17 protein-coding genes are annotated in these 21,521 nt (G+C 69.5%); 4 read left to right on the forward strand and 13 right to left on the reverse strand.

The features are described 5' to 3' along the window. Window positions 1–13: 13 nt before the first annotated feature. The 8 genes from AC07U4_RS01455 to glpK all read right to left on the reverse strand — a co-directional run bounded on the left by AC07U4_RS01455 (window position 14) and on the right by glpK (window position 9,281). Complete coding sequence (locus tag AC07U4_RS01455; protein WP_495194184.1) at window positions 14–490, reverse strand: chemotaxis protein CheW; 477 nt, start codon at window positions 488–490, stop codon at window positions 14–16. A 2-nt stretch (window positions 491–492) separates the two neighbouring features. Continuing rightward, complete coding sequence (locus AC07U4_RS01460) at window positions 493–2,436, reverse strand: chemotaxis protein CheA (protein ID WP_495194185.1); 1,944 nt, start codon at window positions 2,434–2,436, stop codon at window positions 493–495. After that, the gene (locus AC07U4_RS01465) at window positions 2,433–2,801 is read right to left on the reverse strand and encodes a response regulator (protein ID WP_038658930.1); all 369 of its coding nucleotides are present in this window, start codon (window positions 2,799–2,801) and stop codon (window positions 2,433–2,435) included. The genes AC07U4_RS01460 and AC07U4_RS01465 overlap by 4 nt, the downstream gene beginning before the upstream one ends. Beyond that, window positions 2,798–3,112: an STAS domain-containing protein gene (locus AC07U4_RS01470; protein WP_495194186.1), complete on the reverse strand. Its 315-nt coding sequence runs from the start codon at window positions 3,110–3,112 to the stop codon at window positions 2,798–2,800. The genes AC07U4_RS01465 and AC07U4_RS01470 overlap by 4 nt, the downstream gene beginning before the upstream one ends. A gap of 288 nt (window positions 3,113–3,400) precedes the next feature. Further along, complete coding sequence (locus AC07U4_RS01475) at window positions 3,401–3,877, reverse strand: cupin domain-containing protein (RefSeq protein ID WP_495194187.1); 477 nt, start codon at window positions 3,875–3,877, stop codon at window positions 3,401–3,403. After that, complete coding sequence (locus tag AC07U4_RS01480; RefSeq protein ID WP_495194188.1) at window positions 3,874–4,980, reverse strand: Gfo/Idh/MocA family protein; 1,107 nt, start codon at window positions 4,978–4,980, stop codon at window positions 3,874–3,876. Before AC07U4_RS01480 ends, AC07U4_RS01475 begins: the two co-directional genes overlap by 4 nt. A 270-nt stretch (window positions 4,981–5,250) precedes the next feature. Then, on the reverse strand, window positions 5,251–7,536 hold the full coding sequence (locus tag AC07U4_RS01485; RefSeq protein WP_495194189.1) for a TonB-dependent receptor: 2,286 nt from the start codon (window positions 7,534–7,536) through the stop codon (window positions 5,251–5,253). A 254-nt stretch (window positions 7,537–7,790) separates the two neighbouring features. Further along, window positions 7,791–9,281 (reverse strand): glycerol kinase GlpK, encoded by a 1,491-nt coding sequence (gene glpK, locus AC07U4_RS01490; RefSeq protein ID WP_495194190.1) that lies wholly within the window; start codon window positions 9,279–9,281, stop codon window positions 7,791–7,793. Between the two features lie 75 nt (window positions 9,282–9,356). Between glpK and AC07U4_RS01495 the strand changes: the two genes are divergently transcribed. The 3 genes from AC07U4_RS01495 to AC07U4_RS01505 all read left to right on the forward strand — a co-directional run bounded on the left by AC07U4_RS01495 (window position 9,357) and on the right by AC07U4_RS01505 (window position 13,321). Beyond that, the gene (locus AC07U4_RS01495; protein ID WP_495194191.1) at window positions 9,357–10,838 is read left to right on the forward strand and encodes a glycerol-3-phosphate dehydrogenase; all 1,482 of its coding nucleotides are present in this window, start codon (window positions 9,357–9,359) and stop codon (window positions 10,836–10,838) included. 117 nt (window positions 10,839–10,955) lie between these two features. After that, a complete protein-coding gene (locus AC07U4_RS01500) occupies window positions 10,956–12,311 on the forward strand; it encodes a carboxylesterase/lipase family protein (protein ID WP_495194192.1) in 1,356 nt (451 codons plus the stop codon). Then, window positions 12,308–13,321 (forward strand): SMP-30/gluconolactonase/LRE family protein, encoded by a 1,014-nt coding sequence (locus tag AC07U4_RS01505; RefSeq protein ID WP_495194193.1) that lies wholly within the window; start codon window positions 12,308–12,310, stop codon window positions 13,319–13,321. Before AC07U4_RS01500 ends, AC07U4_RS01505 begins: the two co-directional genes overlap by 4 nt. Window positions 13,322–13,334: 13 nt before the next feature. Here AC07U4_RS01505 and AC07U4_RS01510 read toward each other — a convergent pair whose 3' ends face one another. The 5 genes from AC07U4_RS01510 to AC07U4_RS01530 all read right to left on the reverse strand — a co-directional run bounded on the left by AC07U4_RS01510 (window position 13,335) and on the right by AC07U4_RS01530 (window position 21,015). Continuing rightward, on the reverse strand, window positions 13,335–13,760 hold the full coding sequence (locus AC07U4_RS01510) for a bactofilin family protein (RefSeq protein WP_495194194.1): 426 nt from the start codon (window positions 13,758–13,760) through the stop codon (window positions 13,335–13,337). Between the two features lie 4 nt (window positions 13,761–13,764). After that, a complete protein-coding gene (locus AC07U4_RS01515; RefSeq protein WP_495194195.1) occupies window positions 13,765–15,024 on the reverse strand; it encodes a M23 family metallopeptidase in 1,260 nt (419 codons plus the stop codon). A 159-nt stretch (window positions 15,025–15,183) separates the two neighbouring features. Further along, window positions 15,184–18,204 carry a diguanylate cyclase domain-containing protein gene (locus tag AC07U4_RS01520; RefSeq protein WP_495194196.1) on the reverse strand — a complete coding sequence of 1,007 codons (3,021 nt, stop codon included), beginning with the start codon at window positions 18,202–18,204 and terminating at the stop codon, window positions 15,184–15,186. Between the two features lie 82 nt (window positions 18,205–18,286). After that, on the reverse strand, window positions 18,287–19,282 hold the full coding sequence (locus tag AC07U4_RS01525) for a copper resistance protein B (protein ID WP_495180494.1): 996 nt from the start codon (window positions 19,280–19,282) through the stop codon (window positions 18,287–18,289). Between the two features lie 38 nt (window positions 19,283–19,320). Further along, window positions 19,321–21,015, reverse strand: coding sequence for a copper resistance system multicopper oxidase (locus AC07U4_RS01530; RefSeq protein WP_495180352.1), 1,695 nt, complete (start codon window positions 21,013–21,015; stop codon window positions 19,321–19,323). A 181-nt stretch (window positions 21,016–21,196) separates the two neighbouring features. Between AC07U4_RS01530 and AC07U4_RS01535 the strand changes: the two genes are divergently transcribed. After that, a complete protein-coding gene (locus tag AC07U4_RS01535; protein WP_038658953.1) occupies window positions 21,197–21,472 on the forward strand; it encodes a DUF1488 family protein in 276 nt (91 codons plus the stop codon). The last annotated feature ends 49 nt before the right edge of the window (window positions 21,473–21,521 follow it).

Raw genomic sequence — 21,521 nt, forward strand, 5'->3', positions numbered from 1 at the left:
GTCGGCCGGCAGGTCAGTGGACGACGGTCGCGAAGATGGCGTCGAGGTCGGGCAGGACGACGATCTCGCCATGGTGCTGGATGAGCCCGCGGATGTGGTCGCGGCGCCAGCGCATGCCGATCGCCGGTGCCGCTTCGCAATCGCGCGACGACAGGGTCGTCACCTCGTTGACCCGGTCGGCGCGCAGCCCGATCAGTTCGAGCGTCTCGCCGACCGGTCGCTCGATCACGACGATGCGATTGTCGCGGGTGGTGTCCGCCGGCGCCATGTCGAACGCCCGGCGCAGATCGGCGAGGGGAATGACGCGGCCACGGAAGTTGATGACGTGGCCGACCAGCGGATCGGCGCCCGGCACCGCGGTCTCGGGCATCAGGTCGAGGATCTCCTGCACCAGCACGGCCTCGATCGCGAAGGTCTCGCCGCCGACGCCGAAGGACAGGACCTCGAGCGTGCCGTCGGCGGTCCAGGGGAGGGGAGTGGAATCGGTCATGTTTATCCCGCGGCCTGCAGCCGCTCCTCCCGGGGCTGGGCGAGATCGACCAGATGGCCGATGTCGAGGATGAGGGCGACGTTGCCGTCGCCGAGGATGGTGGCGCCCGAGAAGGAGCCGATGTCGCGATGCAGCGCCGACATCGACTTGATGACGGTCTGGTGGTTGCCGATGATCTGGTCGACGACCAGTCCGACGCGTTCCGCGCCGATCGAGACGACGACGATCTTCTGATAGGGATCGGGCGCCGTACCGGTGGCGAACAGGTCGCGCAGCCGGACGAACGGCACCAGCCGGTCGCGCAGGCTGATTAGGCTGCGCCCGCGCGAGCGGATATCCTCCTCGGGACTGAGTTCGAGGCATTCCTCGACCGCGGCGAGCGGCAGCACGTAGCGGCCGTCGCCGACACGGACGAGCAGCCCGTCGATGATCGCCAGCGTCAGCGGGATGCGCAATGTGATCGTCGAACCCTCGCCGTCGACCGAGGCGACATCGATCGTGCCGCGCAGCGTCTCGATCGTGCGCTTGACGACGTCCATGCCGACGCCGCGGCCCGACAAATTGGTCACCTGCGCGGCGGTCGAGAAGCCGGGCGCGAAGATCAGGCCCAGCAATTCCCCGTCGGTCAGCACCTGGCCGGGCTGGACGAGGCCGTTCGCCTCCGCCTTGGCGCGGACGCGGCCGCGGTCGATGCCGCGACCATCGTCGCGGATCGTGATGACCACCTCGCCGCCGGCCTGATGCGCCGCCAGCCGGACCGTGCCGGTGGCGGGCTTGCAGGCGGCGGCGCGGACGTCCGCTGGCTCCAAGCCATGGTCGCAGCTGTTGCGGACGATATGGACGAGCGGATCGAACAGGCGTTCGACGACGGTCTTGTCGATCTCGGTCGCCTCGCCGTCGGTGACCAGCTCGATCGCCTTGCCGGTGTCGCGCGCGAGATCGTGGACGAGGCGGCGGAAGCGGCCGAACAGCGTGCCGACCGGCACCATGCGCAGCCCCATCATCGTGTCGCGCAACTCGCCCGACAGCCGCTCGATCTCCTCGGACACCGAGCGCAGCGCGACGCCGCCATCCTGATGCGCGAGCTGCGACAGCCGGCTCTGCGCGATTACCAGCTCGCCGACGCGATCCATCAGCAGGTCGAGCCGCTCGGCGGGCACGCGGACGCTTTCCGCCGCCGGCTTGACGGGCAGCTTCGCCTCGTGCTGGCCTTCGTCTTCGACCGGTGCCGCGGCGACCGCCTCCGCAACCGCGGCATCCGGCGCGTCCGGCTCGATCGCTTCGATCTCGAGCGTCATGTCGTCCATCACGAAGATGAACACGTCCTCGATCGCCTCGCGGCTGATGTCGCCGGTCAGCGTCACGTCCCAGCCGAGATGGCAGTCGGTCGGCACCAGCGCCGGCAGCGGCGGTACCGCGTCGGTCCGCACCGCGATCGTGCACGCACCCAGCTCGCGCAATTCGTCGAGCAGGGTCAGCGGGTTGGTACCGTTGCGCATCGCATCGACGGGCAGGCGGAAGAACAATTTCCAGCCGCGCTGCGCCGCGGCGGGCGCCGCGACCGCGACGCCATCGGTCTGCGCGGCGGCGACCGCATCCGCCAGCCGTGCGAGGATCGCCTCGCCCTCGCCGGTATCGGGATCGCCGTCGACCAGCGCGCGCATATGGTCGCCCGCCGAGAGGATCACCGCGACGAGTTCCTCGGTCGCCGGCACCTCGCCCTTGCGCACCTTGTCGAAGGCGCTCTCGCAATGATGGGTGAAGGCGGCGAGCGCGTCGAAGCCGAACATCGCGCCCGAGCCCTTGAGCGTGTGCAACCCGCGGAACACGGCGTTGACCAACGCGGTGTCGCCGAGGTGATGGCCGAGGTCGAGCAGCCCCTGCTCGACCTGGTCGAGCAGTTCGGCGGCTTCGACCCGGAAGGCGGCGGCGGGATCCTCGGTCATCTGCCGAGCACCTTGCGCGCGGTCTTGACGAGCTGTTCGGGGACGAACGGCTTGACCAGCCAGCCGGTGGCGCCCGCCGCCTTCGCCTGCGCCTTGATGTCGCCGTCCGATTCCGTCGTCAGGAACAGGATCGGCACGCCGGCCTGTTCGGGTTGCTTGCGCAACTCGCGAATCATCGTCAGCCCATCCATGTTGGGCATGTTGAGATCCGTGACGATCAGATCGAACCGCGTTTCCGCGGCCTTGGCGAGCCCCTCGACGCCATCGCCCGCCTCGGTCACGGCATAGCCCGCGCCCGTCAGCGCGATGCGGATCGCCATGCGCAAACTGGCGCTGTCGTCGACGGTCAGGATGGAAGCGGTCATTGCGGCAATTCTCCGTGGAACCAGAAGGTGATGTCGGCAGGCGACGCCGCCGCCAGGAAGCCGGCGCGATCGAGCAGCGCGGCGAGCGCCGGCGAAGCGGGCTGGGCGAGCGTCACCGCCGCGCCGCCATCCGCAGCATTTCGCCGGGTGGACTCAATAAGTTGCAAGATACTAAGGTCGATATTGCCGGCCGTGGCGAGATCGAGGCAAATGCTGTCATGCTCGGACGCAGCATCCCGTAGACGATCGGAAATATCCCCGACCGTCTTCAGGCATGCGTCATCATTGAGCACCAACGTCATGGTGGTCATGTCTCGATCGCCTCATTGAATTATAGCACCGCAACGCCGTTTGCCGGCAGGCCGATGCTAAAGCGGGCGAGACAGCTAACGACTGCCTTTTGGTCAGTAATGGATTTAAAAGCCGTTAATGCGATAAGTGCGCCGCCGCGAAATCACGTGCGTGCAATTCGGCCGTGTGCGATTGCGCCGGCGTCAGTCGCGGACGGTTCTTCGATTATAGCACGAGTGCGGTGCAACCGATCCGCATGTGCGGCGGATCGGCTGCGACCGCGAGGCAGGATCAGCGCGTGCCGATCGTCATCGGGCGGTGGACAATTTGGTGCCGAGCAGGACCAGCCGCTCGCCGGTGATGCCGAACCAATGCGGCACGCCGGCGGGCACGAGGAAGACGTCGCCGGGCTTCAGCGTCCGCGTCGTTCCGCCGACGATGCGGCTGCCTTCGGTGAGATCCGGGCGGGTTACCTTGGCGTCGGCGAGCGTCCCGCCCGAGATCATCGTACCGGCGCCGTCGACGACCATGACATATTCCGCCTGCGCGGGATGGACCGCGGGACGGCCGGGTGACTTCCAGATCTCGAGCGCGGCGACATGGCCGTCGGCCTGCACCAGCGGCTGCCACGCGAACCCCTGGCCCGGCTTCATCGCCTTGGCCATCGCGGCGATCTGCGTCCGCACGTCCGCGGCGGCGGCAAAGCGGGCGGGGTCGCTGCTCTGTGCCGCCAGCGGCGCCGCGACCAGCATTGCCAGTGCGGTGCAGAGACGCAGGCCGGTCATGCGCGGCCGTCCAGCCGGATCGTCCGGCCCTCGCGTGCCGAGCGGTAGATCGCCTCGACGATGCGCATGTCACGCAGCCCTTCCTCGCCGGAGACGATCGGTTCGCGTCCGCTGCGCACGCATTGTGCGAGGTGGTCGAGCTGGCCGGCGAATTGCGTCTTCGCAGGGCCGGCGGGCGGCGTCACCTCGCGTTCGCGGCCGTCGCGCCCCAGCCACATATGGTTGCCGTCATAGCGCGTTGCCGGCTCCAGCTCGATCCGGCCCTTGTCGCCCATCAGCAGGATATGGTTCTGGTTGGCGCTGTACATCGACTGGCAGCCGGCGATCGCGCCGGACGGGAATTCCAGCGTCCATTCGATCATGTCCTCCACCTCGGTGAAGCGCGGATCGCGCCGGTCGGTGGATTCGCGCGCGGTCACCGCGATCGGCTCCTCGCCGGTCATGTAGCGCGCTGCCTGCAGGCTGTAGACGCCCATGTCCATCAGCGAGCCGCCGCCCGCCAGCGCGCGCTTGAGCCGCCACGCCGACGGGCTGCCCTGGGTGAAGCCATGCTCGGTACGGACGTAGCGGATCTTGCCGGCAGCGCCAGTGCGGGCGAGCCGCATCGCCTCGAGGTTGAACGGCTCGAAATGGCAGCGATAGCCGATCATCAGCTTGCGGTTCGCCTTCTTGCAGGCGGCGATCATCGCCTCGCATTCGGCGACCGACACCGCCATCGGCTTCTCGCACATGACGTGCTTGCCGGCCTTGGCGGCGCGGATGGTATATTCGGCGTGCATCGAATTGGGCAGGCAGACGTAGACGATGTCGACGTCGGGATTGTCGCGGATCGCGTCGAAATTGGCGTAGGAATAGACCGATCGCGCCGGCAGGCCGTGTTCCGCCGCGACGCGCTGCGCCTTGGCGGCATCGCCGCTGACCACCGCGGCGAGGCGGCTGTGCGTGCAATTGGCGAATTGCGGGATGATGACGCCGAGGCCGTAGCTGCCGAGGCCGACGATGGCATAGCCGAGCGGCCGGTCCGGGGCCGCCCGCCCGATCGCGCTGGAGCCGACGGTCAGCGCCGCCGCCGAGAGTAGGAGGTCACGACGTCCGATGTCCATGTCAGGCTCCGTTGTGCAGGATAAGCGGCGCGCCGGGTGATGCGCCTGCCGCGGGCCGCGACGGATCGAACGCCCGGGTCATGCCGCACCGGGGGTGGCATCCGATCGCCATCATGCACCTCCTCCCGACCGGGGCGCGCCCGGCCTGTTGCGCCGCTTCGACGAGCGATCTGTCTGCCGCCGCGACTCACGGCTCGCCACCTTGGTAGTCGAGGCGGTCAGACAGATACAAGCGGGATTGTCGTCTCTTATCCGCGACTTATACTCAGGTTAGAAGTTGAGCCCGACGCGGAGGCCGCCGTAGCGGCGATAGTCGCGCGGCAGCATCGCGACGGTGGCGACGCGATTGTCGAAGTTGCTCGCGACGTTGACCATCGCGCTATAGTGGCGCTGGTCGAACACATTGTCGAGGAAGGCGACCGCTTCCCAGCGGTGCGCCTGATCGCGCACGCCGAGGTTGACGTTGACGATGTGATAGGCGTTCTGCAGCACCTGCGGGTCGCGCGGCGCGTAATAGAGCGCGCCCTGATATTGCCACGCAACCTGGATCACGCCGCGCCGCTTGTCGTCGAGCGCCGGCGAATAGTCCGCGATCGCATTGATCCGCCACGTCGGGGCCTGTGGCAGCCGTTCGCCGCTGAGGTTCTGGCGACGGGGATTGCCGGTGCAGCCCTGCGCCTCGGTCTGCAACGCATAGCAGGGCGCGGACGGGAAGGAGACGTAGTTGGCGCGGAGATAGGTCGCATTGCCGGTCAGCGTGACATCGTCCGTCGGGCGTACCGAGCTTTCGACCTCGATGCCGCGGGTCACCAGCCGGCCGACGTTGGTCAGCCGGTTGATGAACGTGCCGTCGGGGAAGGTCTCGATCGTCTGTGCCTGCAGATCGCGATAATGGGTGTTGAAGAAGGTGAGGTTGAACGTCACGTGACGATCGAACCACTGGCTGCGCACGCCGATCTCCTTGTCGCGCGAGCGTTCGGGCCGGATCGGGCCGCTGTCGGCGCGCTTCTGGTCGAACCCGGTCGACAGGTCATAGGCCTGCCCCTTGTAGCCGGTCGCATAGCTGCCGAAGAGCATCAGGTCGCGGGTCGCCTGATAGTCGAGGCCGAGACGATAGGTGAAGACGTTGTCGCTGTCGTGACCGGCGAAATAGCTCTTCGCGGTCGGATCGCGCCGGGCGAGCAGGCGATTGGCATAGGTGTAATCGACACGCTCGTTCTGGACACGGCCACCGGCCGTCGCGGTGAGGTGCGGCACGAACTCCCAGTCGATCTGGCCGAAGCCGGCGATCTGCCGCGAGCCCGCGGTGGCGTACAGGTTGGACAAGGCGAAACCGGGGCCACGATCGAACGGGCGTTCGAAGCCGGTGTTGGCGTAATAGACGCCGAGCGCATAGCGGAACGCCGCATCGTCGGGCGACAGCAGCCGCACCTCCTGACTGAACAGCCGCGACCGGAAGGTGCCGATCTCGCGCGCATTGCCAACGCGCTTCCTGGCGGCGGTATCGTCATAGTCGAAATAGTCGTCGAGCTTGAACCGGTCGTAGTTCGTCAGGCTGAGCAGGTTCAGCGTTCCCAGACTGAGCTCGGTCCGCAGCAGTCCGCCGCCGCCGTGATATCGCGTACCCGAACGGGCGTTGTAGGCGACGTTCTGATTATCCGGACCGATCACGACCCCCGGCAGCACGACCGCGCTGGTGAGGGCGGGATCGCCGCGCAACCGCGCGTCGGGCGACATCGCCACGAACGGTCGCGCGGCGGTGGAATTGCCGGTCAGGTAATTGCCCGACAGGGTGAAGGTGAGCCCGGGGCTGGCCTTCCAGCGCAGCTTGGCGCGCGAGTTGAGCGTCTCGCGGCCATTGGCGCGCTTGCCGTTGTCGAGGTTGCGGGCGTTGCCGTCCCAATGCGTGTAGCCGCCCGAGAAGACGAAGCCGAGCGTATCGGTTAGCGGCCCGGTGACGCTCAGCTGCTCGGCGAATTCGTGATCGCCGGTGATGCGCGCATTGGCGCGGATATGCAGCCGGTCGGTCGGCTGCGTCGTCATGATCTTGATGAGGCCGGCCGAGGCCGACTTGCCGTACAGCGTGCTTTGCGGCCCGCGCAGCACCTCGATCATCGCGACGTCGGGCAGGTCGGTGATCGCGCGCGCCAGAAACGCCACCGGCGCGCCGTCGACGGTCACCGCGACGCTCGATTCCACCCCGATCGCATAAGCGAAGGTGCCGATGCCGCGCATCGCGACGTTGTAGTTCACCGGATGGTTCGCCGGCCGGATGACGAGCGACGGCATCACCTTGTCGAGATCCTGGAAATGATGCGCGCCCTGCGCGTCGAGCTGCGAAGGCAGCACCACCTGGACGGGCATCGGCACATTCTGGAGGTTCTCGAACCGCTTCTGCGCGGTCGTGGTGACGATGATCGCGCCATCGGCGTCCTCGGTGACGGTCCCCGGTCTGGGCGCAGGCGCCTGCGTCTGGGCGGCGGCCGGCGCTGCCGCGAGTGCGGCAGCGGAGGCGGCGATCAGGCATCGCGCCTGACGCGAACGACGATAGTGCATCAAAGTCCCCCTGGTTCGTGATATTTGTCCAGGTCTTGTAGAGACTCCGCGAGGCTCGCCGGCGCAGCGGCGTTGCTTTTTACCGATTATGGGTTTCTTTTCAAAGCGGCCGTATCCTTACGGACACTGGGAGCGCCCGCGATGGAAAATAGAATTTAGCGTTTGTTGCGATATACTTGGCCATGGACATCGCCGTCTAAGGCCACGCTTGACTTGCCGTGGATGCTCCGGATCCCCGACCGCTGCGCCTTTACTTAGCGCGTACTCAACGTTCGCCGTACGGCATCATGCCAGCCCGCGGCGAGCGGGGCGCGTTCCTCCGCGCGCATCGTCGGCGCGAAGCAGCGGTCGCGCGACCAGAGCCGGGCGAGATGATCGAGCCCCGACCAGACGCCGGTGGCGAGGCCGGCGTGGAAGGCGGCCCCGCGTGCGGTCGTCTCGAGGTCGGTCGGGCGTTCGACCGGGGTGTCGATCATGTCGGCGAGGAAGCCGCACAGCCAGTCGTTCGCCGCCATGCCGCCATCGACGCGCAGGATCGCCGGATGGCCGCCGCCGTCCGCCGCCATCGCTTCGGCGAGGTCCATCGTCTGGAACGCCACCGCCTCCAGCGCGGCGCGGGCGAGATGCGCCGCGCCGGCGCCGAGCGTCAGCCCGAAGATCGCACCGCGCGCGTCCGGGTCCCAATGCGGCGCACCGAGCCCGGTGAAGGCGGGGACCATGTAGACGCCGTGATTGTCGGGAACGCGGGTGGCGAGATCGTCGGTCTGGCTGGCGTGGGTGATGACGCCGATGCCGTCGCGCAGCCATTTGACCGCGGCGCCGGCGATGAAGATCGATCCTTCCAGCGCGTAGACGGTGCGTCCGTCGAGCCGATAGGCGGGGGTGGTGAGCAGCCGATGCTGCGAGGCGACCGCCTCCGTTCCCGTGTTGAGCAGCATGAAACAGCCGGTGCCATAGGTCGATTTGGCCATGCCGGGCTCGAAACACGCCTGCCCGAACAAGGCGGCCTGCTGGTCTCCGGCGATCCCCGCTACCGGCACCGCGGCGCCGAGCAGGTCGGGACGGGTGATGCCGTAGACATGAGCGTTGTCATGCACCTGCGGCAGCATCGCCGCGGGCACACGCAGCAATCGGCACAGCTCAGCGTCCCAGTCCTGACGGTGAATGTCGTAGAGCATCGTCCGCGACGCGTTGGTGATGTCGGTGGCATGCACCGCGCCGCCGGTCAGCCGCCACAGCAGGAAGCTGTCGATCGTGCCGAAGGCGAGCTCGCCACGCTCCGCGCGGCCACGTGCGCCCGCGACGTTGTCGAGCAGCCAGGCGATCTTGGTCGCCGAGAAGTAGGGATCGATCAGCAGCCCGGTGCGCGCGCGGACCAGATCCTCGGCACCGTCGGCCTTCAGCTCCTGACAGCGTGCCGCACCGCGCCGGTCCTGCCAGACGATCGCCCGATGGATCGGTTCGCCGGTGGCGCGATCCCAGACCACTGCCGTCTCGCGCTGGTTGGTGATGCCGATCGCGGCGAGATCGGCGGCGGCGAGGCCGCTGTTCGCGAGTGCCGTTCGTGCGGTGGCGAGCGCATCGCGCCAGATGTCCTCCGGATCGTGCTCGACCCAGCCGGGTGCCGGATAATGTTGTGCGAATTCGGCCTGGGCGATGGCGACGCGGCGGGCGGCGCCGTCGAAGACGATGGCGCGGGTCGAGGTCGTGCCCTGATCGATGACCAGAATGTGCGTCTTGGCCATCCGTCTCTCCCGTGCTTCGTTTCGCTCCGGGATGCGGTATTGCTCGCAGCGCGACGAAAGCGAAGGATTTTGACGATGGAACGGGGGCCGGACGAGAATGTCGACGTGCTGGTCGTCGGCGGTGGCATCAACGGCACCGGCATCGCGCGCGACGCGGCGGGGCGGGGGCTGTCGGTGCTGCTGGTCGAGCAGGACGATCTCGCCAACCATACCTCGTCGGCCTCGACCAAGCTGATCCACGGCGGGCTGCGTTACCTCGAATATGGCGAGTTCCGGCTGGTCCGCGAGGCGCTGATCGAGCGCGAGCGCCTGTGGGGGGTGGCGCCGCATATCATCTGGCCGCTGCGCTTCGTGCTGCCGCAGACGCATTCGCCGCGGCCGGCGTGGATGGTGCGGGCAGGGCTGTTCCTCTACGATCATCTCGGCGGCCGCCGCAAACTGCCGGGGACGCAGAGCGTCGCGCTGGCGCGGTCGCCGTTCGGGCAAGGCCTGTCCGAACGGGTCGGCAAGGCATTCGTCTATTCGGACTGCTGGGTCGAGGACAGCCGGCTCGTCGTGCTCAACGCGCGCGACGCGGCGGAGCGTGGCGCGCGTATCGCGACCCGGACGCGGCTGGTGAGTGCGCAGCGCGGCGCGGACGGCTGGACCGCGGAGATCGCCGACAAGGACGGTCACGTCCGGATGGTCCGTGCACGGGCGCTGGTCAATGCGGCGGGGCCATGGGTCGCCGACGTGCTCGGCCGGACTGCGGGAGCGCGCAACGATCGCGGCGTGCGGCTGGTCAAGGGCAGCCATATCGTCGTGCCGCAGCTCTACGAAGGCGATCATGCCTTCATGCTCCAGAACGACGACCGGCGGATCGTCTTCGCCATCCCCTACGAAGGGCGGTTCACCCTCGTCGGGACGACCGACGCCGCGTGGGACGCACCGCCCGCTCGCGCGGCGATCGATGCGGCCGAGACGCACTATCTGCTCGACACGATCGCCCGCTATTTCGAGCACAGAGTCGAAGCGGACGACATCGTCTGGAGCTATGCGGGCATCCGGCCGCTCTACGACGACAAGGCGGCCAATGCCTCGGCGGTGACGCGCGACTATGTGCTCGATCTCGACGCGGGCGAGGGGCAGGCGCCGATGCTGAGCGTCTACGGCGGCAAGATCACCACCTATCGCAAGCTCGCGGAACATGCGCTGCGCGATCTCGCGCCGCTGCTCGGGTCGCAGGCGCCGGCGTGGACGGCGGGGGCGGTGTTGCCCGGCGGCGATCTGCCGGATGCGGATTTCGGGCGCTTCCTGACCGGTTTGCAGGCGCGCTATCCCGAGGTGTCGCGCGATCTGCTGCGGCGGCTGGCGCACGCATATGGCACGCGCGCGACCGCGATCCTCGACCGCGATCCGGGGCAGGACCTCGGCGGCGGACTGTTCACCACCGAGGTCGACTATCTCGTCGCGCAGGAATGGGCGCAGACCGCCGAGGACGTGCTGTGGCGGCGTAGCAAGCTCGGCCTGCACGTGCCTGCGGGCACGGCGGAGCGGCTTGCCGCCTATCTCGGGTGACGTCGCGGTGCCCCTCGACTTTGGTCGGGGTGGCCGGGCCGGATCAATCCAGTCGTTGCCCAAGGGGGCACCGGCGTGTCATCGAGAGGTGGACGAGAAACGACCGGAGAGCGGTGCATGATATCGAAATATGTTCGGCTGGCGCTGCTGCTCGCGGTGGTGCCGGGCGCGGCGGCGGCACAGGACGCGCCGGTGGTGCGCACCGTCGACGGCCCGGTGCGCGGCGCGCGTGCGGACGGGGTCGTCGCCTTCAAGGGCATCCCCTTCGCCGCGCCGCCGGTCGGCGCGCTGCGCTGGCGCGCCCCGCAACCGGTGGCGCGCTGGACCGCGGTGCGCGACGCGACCGCTTATGCCGCCGATTGCATGCAATTGCCCTTCCCAAGCGACGCCGCGCCGCTCGGCACCGCGCCGGCGGAGGATTGCCTCTACGCCAACGTCTGGCGGCCGGCGGGCGATGCCAAGAAGCTGCCCGTGATGGTGTGGATCTACGGCGGCGGCTTCGTCAACGGCGGGTCGTCGCCGCCGACCTATAGCGGCGCGGCGCTGGCGCGGTCGGGCATCGTGGTGACGAGCTTCAACTATCGGCTCGGCCGGTTCGGCAGCTTCGCCCATCCCGGCCTCAAGCCCGCCGACGCGGATTACGGGTTGCTTGACCAGCTCGCCGCGCTGCGCTGGGTGAAGGCCAATATCGCGCGCTTCGGCGGCGATCCCGACAACGTCACGATCATCGGCGAGAGCGCCGGCGGCATGTCGGTCCATGCGATGCTCAGCTCGCCGGCGGCGGCGGGACTGTTCCAGCGTGCGGTGATCCAGTCGGGCGGCGACGGGTCGAACCACGGCACGTCGCTGGCGACCGCGGAGGCGGCGGGCGTCGCCTTCGCCAGCGGCAAGGGCATCGCCGCCGACGATCCGCAGGCCGCCGCCAAGCTGCGCGCGCTGCCTGCCGAGCAGGTGGTCAATGGCCTCAATCTCGCGTCGATGGGGCAGGGCGGCTATAGCGGGCCGGTGCCCGACGGGCGCACCTTCGTCGATCCACGCACCGCCTACGACGCCGGCCGCTTCGCCAAGGTGCCGGTGATGATCGGCGCGACCAGCGCCGACATCGGCGGTCCGACCGGCGCGATGATCGCCGGCGCGCGCGACGTCGCCGTGCTGCTCGCGAGCAAGAATGTGCCGGTCTATCATTATCGCTTCGACTATGTCGCGACCTCCGCGGTGACGCCGCAGACCAAGGGGGCGGGGCATGCCACCGATATCCCGTTCTTCTTCGACACCGCCGCGATCAAATATGGCGCCGCGACCAGCGACACCGATCGCACCGCGGCGCGGACGATCAGCCGCTATCTGGTCAATTTCGTCAAGACCGGCGATCCGAACGGACCCGGCCTGCCCGCCTGGGGCCGCGTCACCGCAACCGCGCGACCGATCCTGACGCTGACCCGCGCCGGCACCGCGCAGGTGGCACCGGAATGATGCCGCTCGATCGCCGCACGATGCTGGCCGGCGGGCTGGTGCTCCTCGCGACGCGCGCCGGTGCGCAGACGCCGGCGGCGCCGCGCGTCCGCCGCATCGCCCCCGGCCTCGACCGGATGATCGTGCCCGGCACGCAGCCCGAGGTGATCGCGACCGGCATCCGCTGGGCGGAAGGGCCGGTATGGGTGCCGGCGGGCGGCTATCTGCTGTTCTCGGACCCGCCCGCCAACCTCATCCGGCGCTGGCAGCGCGGGCGCGGCGCGACGCCGTTCCTCAGCCCGTCGGGCGCCGCCGGCACCGACCCCAAATTGGTCCGCGAGGCGGGGTCGAACGGGCTCGCGCTCGATCGCGGTGGCGGCCTGCTGATCGCCAACAGCGGCGGGCGCAGCATCGACCGCGTCGATCTCGCCACCCGCCGACGGACGGTGTTGGCAGATCGCTACGACGGCAAGCGCTTCAACAGCTGCAACGACCTGCACGTCGCGCGCGACGGCAGCATCTGGTTCACCGATCCGCCCTATGGCTTCGCCGACGGCGATGCCTCGCCGCTCAAGGAGCAATCGGTCAACGGCGTCTACCGGCGCCACCCCGACGGCAAGGTGACGCTGATCGAGGGCGACCTGACCCGCCCCAACGGCATCGCCTTGTCGCCCGACGAGCGGCGGCTCTACGTCTCGGTCTCCGACGAGGCGGCACCGCGGATCATGGTCTACGACCTCGATGCCGCCGGCAGGCCGGGGGCAGGGCGGGTGCTGCTCGACGCGAAGGCGATGAAGGCGGCCGGCGGGCCGGGCCTGCCCGACGGGATGAAGGTCGCGCGCGACGGGACCTTGGTCTGTTCGGTACCGGGCGGCATGATGCTCATGACGCCCGAGGCCGAGCCGCTCGGCCTGATCGAAAGCGGCGCGCCGATCGCCAATTGCGCCTTCGGCGAGAAGGGCCGCGCGCTCTACCTGACCGCGAACGACCGCGTCCTGCGGCTGGCGCTGCGGCCCGGCTGGCAGGGGTAGCCGGGCCCGCGGGTCACTCCGCGGCCCCGTCGGGGTCGTCGCCCTGCCACGTCAGCGGCGGGTTCTCATAGGGTTCGCGGGCGGCCGGCTCGACAGGGATCGTCGTGGCCGGGGCCTCGGCGCCGCCCTTGGCGAACGTCCCTTCGACGCGGGCGCCCTGTTCGATCGTCAGCGTCTCGTAATGCACGTCGCCGACGATATGCGCGCTGCGTTGGATGACGAGGTCGACGACGACGATGCTGCCGCGCACCGTGCCGGCCAGATGCGCCGACTGGGCGGTGATCGTACCGATCATCTCGCTGGCGGCGCCCTGCACCAGCGCGAGGCAGTTGACGTCGCCGTGGATCCGGCCGTCGATATGGACGTCGGCCGAGGCGGAGAGGTCGCCGGTGATGACGACATCGGCGCCGATCATCGAGAATGTGGCATTCTTGCTCATGGCTTCAGTCGCTACCCTTGTCTGGACCGGAATCTTCGGCGGGGCCGGTGGCCGGGGCTGGGCCGGCAGATTGGCGGACGATCTTCGATGAAACATGGCTGCGCGCCTCTAGGAAGGGACGGGGGTTGGTGGGACGGTTGTTGATCCGCACCTCGAAATGCAGATGCGGCCCGGTCGAGCGCCCGGTGGAGCCGATCGCACCGATCGTCTGCCCCGCGACCACCTGCTGGCCGACATGGCTGCGGAACGCGGACATATGCGCGTAGCGCGTGACGAGGCCGCTGCCATGCGTGACTTCGACGCAATTGCCGTAGCCGGAGCGCTGGCCGACGAAGCTGACCACGCCGCGCGCCGCGGCGTAGATCGGCGCGCCGAGAGGGCCGCGGAAATCGAGGCCGGGGTGGAACGATCCGTGCCGCGTGAACGGGTCGGAGCGATAGCCGAAGCCGCTGGAGATCGAGTCGACGCTCGCGGGCAGCACTTGCGGCATGCGGGAGCGTGCCTGATCCAGCGCGCTCATCCGCGCCAGGCTGGCGCCAAGCCGGGCGAAGCGCGGATCGATCGAGCCGTCGGCGTTGGTCGACAGCGTGAACAGCGGCCCGCCCATCGCCTCGCCATCGTCGCGCGCGGCGAGCAGCATCTGCGGGTTGATGCCGAGCTTGCGCATCGTCGCGGCATCGGTCGCGGCGCGGCGGTCGGCATAGCGCGTCAGGCTCTCGACGAAGGCGATCTGACGCGCCTCCGCCCGCGCGAGATTGCCGGCCTCGGGCACCGCGGCGCTGACCTTGTCGATCGTCCGGCGCGCTTCGCCGCTGCTGTTGGTGACGGTCTCGTCGCGCTTGGCGTCGCGCGGTAGCTTGCCGAGATGCGCCTGCGTCACCTTCTCGATGAAGTCCTGCCGCCGCTGCAGGTCGGACGCGACGCCGTCGAGGTTCTTGCGATAGGCGGAAACGCGATTCTCCGCCTTCTCGACCCGCGCCTGGCGGGTGAGCAGGGCATCGATGTCGTAGGAGTCGCGCCAGCGGATCACCGCGAGCGTGGCGATCGAGCCGACATAGGCCAGCACCAGCACCGCTGCACCCATCGCCGCGCGCTTCTGCGTGCGCGCGGAGATGCGCAGGAACCGCACCTGCCCCTGCGAGCGCATGATGAACTCGCGGTCGGGGAACCATCCGTCGATCCGCCCCCGCGCATGGGCAAGCCTGTGACGCAAGCGAGCGCGAGCGAAGCGCTGCCCCGCCTGCCGCGGTTTCGGCTTGTTCAAAGCGATCCCGCTTCCCTTACCCCTGACCCTAGGACGCTTTATAGCGGGCGCGCCGATCCCGGACCGGCGGTTAGGCCACGATGCGCCGCCATCCACGTCGAGGCGCTCCGTACGCACGATGAAGCGAGCGCGTCGGGCGACCCAGACGCGTGTGTGCCGTCAGACGTCCGGGTCGATCGGCGAGAGGCGCCAGGTGCCGCGGCCGGCGCGTTTGGCGTCGTAGAGCGCGAGATCGGCGAGCTTGTAGACCGCCTCGGTCGACATCCCCTCCGCCCGCGCGACGACCGCGCCGATGCTCAGCGCGACCTGAAGACGGTGGTTGCCCGCGCTGACCGGCGCGGTGAAGGCGGCGTAGAGGCGGCGGCACAATTCGTCGATCGCGGGCGCGCCGTCGAGGCCGGCGAGGATGATCGCGAATTCGTCGCCGCCGAGGCGGAAGATGCTGTCGTGCTGGCGGATCGTCGCGCTCAGCCGGTCGGCGACCTCGATCAGCAGCGCGTCGCCGACATCGTGGCCGAGCGCGTCGTTGACCTGTTTGAACCGGTCGAGATCGATCAGCAGCAATCCGAACGGCGCATGCCGCGCGTCGCCGAGGTGGCGGGCGAGCATCTCGCCGTACAATCGGCGGTTGCCGAGCCCAGTCAGCGTGTCGGTGTAAGCGAGCTTCTCCAGCTCGGAGCGGCTGACGAGCAGCTCGGCGGTACGCCGCTCGACCAGCGATTCGAGCTGCCGCTCGCGCTTGCGCGCCGCGCGCAGTCGCAGGTTGAGCAGCGCGACCAGCGCCGCGACGATCGCCGCGGCGGCGGCGATGCGGAACGCGCTCGTCTCGAACCAGCGCGTCTCGACGTCGATCTCCAGCGTCAGCGGCGCGCCGACGACGTGCAGGCTGCCGCGATCGCCCGCGCCCAGCGCGCGGACCACCAGCGTCGACCGGCCCGGCGGCAGATTGGTGTAGCGCGCGCTCCGGTGCATCGCATCGACCCGCGTCCAGTCGGTCTCCTGCGGGAACAAGCGGTAGACGTAGACCTGATCACGCGCGGCGGCATAGTCGAGCCGCGCGAAGTCGGCGGTGAGGCTGCGTTCGCCGGCGCCGATGGTCAGCATCCGCCCCGGCGCCGGCACGAAGGCCTTGTCGTTGCCCCGTACCGCGGTGAAGCGCAGCGGTGCGTCCGCCGCCTCGCGCGGCGGCACCACGGGATCGATCATCGTCAATCCGCCGAACCCGGCGAACACCAGCCGGCCGTCGGGCAGCGTGGCGCCGGCGCCGGTCCAATAAGCGGTGAAGGGGACGCCGTCGGACGCGTGAAGCGGCGTGATCGTCAGGCTGGCGGGGTCGATCCGCGCGATGCCGCCATCGGTGCTCGCCCAGACGTCGCCGTCGCTGCCGAGCAGCAATTTGTCGACGGTATCGTGCGGCAATCCCTCGCGGCGGCCGAGATGCGCCACCGGCCGCCATGCACCGCCGCTGCGGGCGAAGACGGTGATGCCGCCGCCGATCGTCCCCGCCCATAACCGCCCGTCGCTGTCGCACAGCAAGGTGCCGACGAAATTGGCGCGCAGGCCGCTGGGTCCGTCGTCGCCGGGGCGGATGCCGACGACGCGACCACTGGCGGGATCGACGCGGTTGAGCCCGCGCGCCGTTCCAACCCACAGCATGCCGTCGGGGGTGAGGGCGAGCGAACGGACGCGCAGGTCGGTGAGCGCCTTCGACCAGGGCAGGGGGCGCGGCGGCCCCGGGTGGCGCGCATCGACCAGCGCGACGCCGAGGCCGTTGCCGACGTAGAGCCGGTCGCCTTGCAGCAGCACCCGCGACCAGGCTTGCGCCGACAGCCGCTGCGCGCGCCGGCCGTCGAGCGACAGGCGGAACAGCCCGGCCTCGCCGGCGGTGAAGGCGGCGTCTGGGGCGAAGGCGATCGACTGGACGTTGCGCACGGCCGCCGGCAGCCGCTGCGGCGGCGCGAGACCACCACCGGCGGCGGGAGCGAGGCGCGATCCCGGAATGTCCGGCGAACCGTACCAGAGCGCGCCGTCCGGCGCGACGCCGAGCGACCAGGCGCTGTCGGGCTGTTGCCGCGGACCGGCGCGCAGCGCGTTCACGAGGCCGAGCACGCGGCGCGGGGCGGGATCGACATAGGAGAGCGTCGCGTCGCCGACGATCCACACCAGTTCCGACCGGTCGCGGATCAAATGGTTGAGCCCGTCTTCTGAGAGGCTGGCGGGCAGTTGCGGATCATGCGCGAGGCGCCGCATCCGCATCGTCGCAGGGTCGACCGCGATGATCCCCGCCCGCGACGCGGTCCACAGTTCGCCGTTACCCGCGTCGATCGTCGCGCCGAGCGGCACGGTATGCCCGTCGACCGTGACCGGCAGGTGGCGGACGCCGCCGTCGGGCGCGAGGACGTGGAAGCCCGATCCGGCGGTGGCGATCCACAGCCGGCCGTCGCCATCGGCATGTAGCGCGGTGATCGTCCCGACGACACCGGGTACCGGCACCGCGACGAAGCCGCCGGTGACGTCTCGGCGGAACAACCGCGATTCGTCGCCGACCCACAATTGCCCCTTGCGGTCGCGATGCACCGCGCCGATCCGGCCCGGCGGCAGACCCTTGACGAGCGTCGCATGATGGTCGGAGCCGCGAATGTGGCTCAGCCCGGCCTCGCTGCCGACCCACAGGCCGCCGGCGTCGTCATCGATGATCGCCATGACATGGGCACGATCCAGCGGCGTGCGGTTGGGCGGGCGATGGAAGCTATCGGTGAGCGGATCGCGCCACAGCAGCCCCTCGGCGCTCATGCCCAGCCACAGCCGGCCGCCGCGATCCGTGAACAGCGTGTTGACCATCAGCTCCGGCAGCGACCCGGCGCCGTCCGCGGGTTCGGTCGAATAGGTCTTGAAGCCGGTGCCGTCCCAGCGGGCGAGGCCGCCGTCGGTGGCCAGCCAGATGAAGCCGTCGCCGTCCTGTGCGACCGCGCGGGGGAGGCCGGCGTCGGGAATGGCGTCGTCGCGCGCGGCGACCTTGAAGAACAGATCGGCGGCGGCAGCCCAGGGGTCCGCGATGCGTGGCGCAACGATGGCGACGGGGCGGGCGACGGGGGCGGCGGTCGGGCGTGCCGCCGAGCCGGTCAACGCGCATGCGGCACCCGCCAGACCCATAGCAAAGGAGCACCACCGCCACCGCATGATGCTCCTTTGCCGCGTCGACGTTGAGGACTGCTTAATATAGGTTGTTCTGAATGGCTTCGATCGGGTTTCGTACTGACGCTCAGAACCAGCCGCGCACGCCGAGCACCAGCGCCGCGCCGCCGGCATCGTCGTGCGTCGTCGGCCGCCGGCGGTGCTCCCACGACAGGCCGACGTAAGGCGCGACCTCGCGCCGGATCTCGTAGCGCAGACGCAGGCCGAGCTCGGCCTCCGACAGTCCCGCGGCAATGCCGCTCGCCGGCACGTCCTGCGCGGCGACGTTGAGTTCGGCGCGTGGTTGCAGGATCAGCCGCTGGGTGATGCGCTGGTCGTAATAGGCCTGGACGCGGCCGAGCAGGTCGCCCTTGTCGGACAGGAACAGCGCGCCCTCGACCTGGAACCAGTAAGGCGCCAGCCCCTCGACGCCGACCGTCGCATAGGTGCGCTTGGCACCCGCGCCGAGGTCCTGCCGCAGGCCGCCCTGCAGATCGACATAGGGGCCGATCGCGCGCGAATAAAGCGCCTGTATCTCCGCCCGATCGATCCGGTCGATGCTGCCGTCGCCCTCGCTCTTGACGACCAGACGGTGGACGTCGCCGCCATACCAGCCCTCGCCGTCCCAGCGCAGGCCGTCGCGGCCGTTACGCACCTGCACCTCGGCGAGGTCGAACAGGATCTGGCCGAACGTCATGCCGCCGTGTTCGGCGCGCATCCGCCGGTCCGCCGCCGCCATCGCCGCCGGATCGTAGAAGCGCGCGGCCGCGAGATCGCGCGGCGGTGCGGGCGGCGGCGCATTACCGGCGGGCTGGTCGGTGCCGGTGGCCGTCGCTGCCGCTGCCGCGGGAGCGGGGGTCATCGTGGGCATGTCGGGCATGGCGTCTGGGGGGGCGTCTGGGGGGGCGGCTGCGGTGCAATGGCCCATCGCGGCGTGTTCGGGCGGGCAGGCCGTGGGTGCGGCGGGCGCCGCGGCGCGGGGCGTCACCGGCCGCGCCTTGGGCTTCGCCTTCGGCCTGGCTTTGGGACGCGCGGGTGCGGGCATCTGCATGCCGGGCATCTGCATCCCGCCCATGTCATGCATCTGCGCCGCGGCGAGCGCGAGCGCAGGCAGCAGCGCGCTCACGCGCCCGCTCCGGCGGCGGGGTCAGGGCGGACGCTGACCACCTGCATCATCCCGGCATGCATGTGGTAGAGCATATGGCAGTGGAACGCCCAATCGCCCGGCGCATCCGCGGTGAGATCGAAGGTCGCGGTGCCGCCGGGCGCGACGTTGATCGTATGCTTGCGCGGGCTGTGGTCGCCATGGCCAGTGACCAGTTCGAAGAAATGGCCGTGCAGGTGGATGGGGTGCGCCATCATCGTGTCGTTGACCAGCGTCACGCGGACGCGCTCGCCCTCGCGGAACGCGATCGGCGCGGTGACCGCGTTGAGCTTCACCCCGTCGAACGCCCACATATAGCGTTCCATGTTGCCGGTCAGGTGGATGCGAAGTTGCCGCGACGGCGCGCGCGGATCGGGATTGGCCTCCTGTGCGACGAGATCGCGATAGACGAGCACCCGGTGGCCGGTATCGGCGAGGCCCTGCGGCGGCTCGCCGGTCCGGTCCGCGGGCATCGGCGCGATCGTCTGCACGACCGGCGTCCTCGGCACGTCCGGCGCGGCGGCGAAATCGCGCATGCCGTGATGCATGCCGGCCATCCCCGCCATCTCCCCCATCCCCATGTCGCGCATCGTGGCGAGCGGACGCCGGCGCAGCGGCGGCACCGCCGCGCGCAGGCCGAGCCGCGGGGTCAGCGTCGCGCGCGCCATCCCCGACCGGTCCCACGCCTCCGCGACCACAGTATAGGCGCGATCCGCCGGCGTGACGATCAGGTCATAGGTCTCGGCGACAGCGATCTGGAGTTCGTCGACCGTCACCGGCCGCACGGTCTGCCCGTCCGCCTGCACCACCGTCAGCGGCAGGCCGGGGATGCGCAGGTTGAAATTGGTCATCGCTGCGGCGTTGACGATGCGCAGGCGTACGCGCTCGCCGGGCGCGAACAGCGCGGTCCAGTCGTCCTTGGGGCCATGACCGTTGACCAGATAGGTATAGGTGGCACCGGTCACGTCGGAGACGTCGGTCGGGTCCATCCGCATGCCGCCCCAGGCGAGGCGATCCTTGGCCGGCTGGTCCCGCCCGGCGAGCAACCCGGCCAGCGTCTGCTTCTGATAGTTGAAATAGCCGCCCTGCTGCTTCAGCTTGGTGAAGATCGCATGCGGGTGCAGCGGGCTGTGGTCGGACAGCACGATGACGTGCTCGCGGTCCGCCGCAATCGGATCGGCGCCGGCGGGATCGATGACGATCGGGCCGTAATGCCCCATCTGCTCCTGCAGGCCGGAATGGCTGTGATACCAATAGGTCCCCGCCTGCACGACGGGGAATTCGTAGGTGAAGGTGGTGCCCGGTGCGATGCCCGGGAAGCTGATCCCCGGCACGCCGTCCATCTGGAACGGCACCAGCAGCCCGTGCCAGTGGATCGACGTTTCCTCGGCGAGGCGGTTGGTCACCGCCAGCCGCACCCGCTGCCCCTCGCGCAGGCGCAGCAAGGGCGCCGGCAGCGTACCGTTGACGCCGATCGCATGCGTCGGCCGGCCGTCGATCGTCGCCATCAGGTGATCGACGGTGAGCGCGATATCGGGGCCGGTCAGCGTCGGCAGCGCCGGCGCGAGCCCCGTCGACACCGGCTGCGCCCAGGCCGGCAGCCACGGCACGGCGAGCGCGCTGACACCGAGACCGGCATCGCGCAGGAAGCCGCGGCGGGAGGGTGAGGTCATGCCGGGCCATTTGCGCATTGGCCGCCGCGAAGGCAAGACCGGGGAGGCGTCGCGACCCGATCGCACTTTTGATACGGGCGCGTTATGGTCGATGGCGCGCCGGCATGGAACATCATCCGACGCCCAGCGCTATCCGACCTGACCCGCCGATCGCGGGGTGATTTGACGAAAGAGGTACCACGTGGCCGCAGACAAGCTCGAAATCGACAATGCTTCCATCCTCGACAATCCGAACGAGCGCCAGGTCGAATTCTCCGGCGAGGTCGACGCCGAGGAACTGCAATTCGCCGTGCAATATGACGTGCTCGAGGCGTTGAGTGGCGACGCACCCGAGGAAGACGATGCGGTCGAGATGTTCAACCGTTTCTCGGACGAGATCGCCGAGGCGGGGCTCGCCGCACTGGCGCGCAATCCGGATCAGCCGTTGATCGTGATCAGCGAAAACGATCTGGAATGAGGGACCGTGCCACGGGCGGCCCTCGCTGAGGGCCGTCCGTGGTGTGCAT

This window comes from Sphingomonas sp. GW821-FHT02B09, assembly GCF_059421875.1.

What these genes read in the sequence shown, in the direction of transcription:
- AC07U4_RS01485 (WP_495194189.1), bottom strand. Translation starts at nt 7,536, where the DNA reads ATGCACTATCGTCGTTCGCGTCAGGCGCGATGCCTGATCGCCGCCTCC.
- AC07U4_RS01475 (WP_495194187.1), bottom strand. Translation starts at nt 3,877, where the DNA reads ATGACCGGCCTGCGTCTCTGCACCGCACTGGCAATGCTGGTCGCGGCG.
- glpK (WP_495194190.1), bottom strand. Translation starts at nt 9,281, where the DNA reads ATGGCCAAGACGCACATTCTGGTCATCGATCAGGGCACGACCTCGACC.
- AC07U4_RS01530 (WP_495180352.1), bottom strand. Translation starts at nt 21,015, where the DNA reads ATGACCTCACCCTCCCGCCGCGGCTTCCTGCGCGATGCCGGTCTCGGT.
- AC07U4_RS01505 (WP_495194193.1), top strand. Translation starts at nt 12,308, where the DNA reads ATGATGCCGCTCGATCGCCGCACGATGCTGGCCGGCGGGCTGGTGCTC.
- AC07U4_RS01510 (WP_495194194.1), bottom strand. Translation starts at nt 13,760, where the DNA reads ATGAGCAAGAATGCCACATTCTCGATGATCGGCGCCGATGTCGTCATC.
- AC07U4_RS01470 (WP_495194186.1), bottom strand. Translation starts at nt 3,112, where the DNA reads ATGACCACCATGACGTTGGTGCTCAATGATGACGCATGCCTGAAGACG.
- AC07U4_RS01455 (WP_495194184.1), bottom strand. Translation starts at nt 490, where the DNA reads ATGACCGATTCCACTCCCCTCCCCTGGACCGCCGACGGCACGCTCGAG.
- AC07U4_RS01480 (WP_495194188.1), bottom strand. Translation starts at nt 4,980, where the DNA reads ATGGACATCGGACGTCGTGACCTCCTACTCTCGGCGGCGGCGCTGACC.
- AC07U4_RS01495 (WP_495194191.1), top strand. Translation starts at nt 9,357, where the DNA reads ATGGAACGGGGGCCGGACGAGAATGTCGACGTGCTGGTCGTCGGCGGT.
- AC07U4_RS01525 (WP_495180494.1), bottom strand. Translation starts at nt 19,282, where the DNA reads ATGCATGACATGGGCGGGATGCAGATGCCCGGCATGCAGATGCCCGCA.
- AC07U4_RS01500 (WP_495194192.1), top strand. Translation starts at nt 10,956, where the DNA reads ATGATATCGAAATATGTTCGGCTGGCGCTGCTGCTCGCGGTGGTGCCG.
- AC07U4_RS01520 (WP_495194196.1), bottom strand. Translation starts at nt 18,204, where the DNA reads ATGCGGTGGCGGTGGTGCTCCTTTGCTATGGGTCTGGCGGGTGCCGCA.
- AC07U4_RS01460 (WP_495194185.1), bottom strand. Translation starts at nt 2,436, where the DNA reads ATGACCGAGGATCCCGCCGCCGCCTTCCGGGTCGAAGCCGCCGAACTG.
- AC07U4_RS01465 (WP_038658930.1), bottom strand. Translation starts at nt 2,801, where the DNA reads ATGACCGCTTCCATCCTGACCGTCGACGACAGCGCCAGTTTGCGCATG.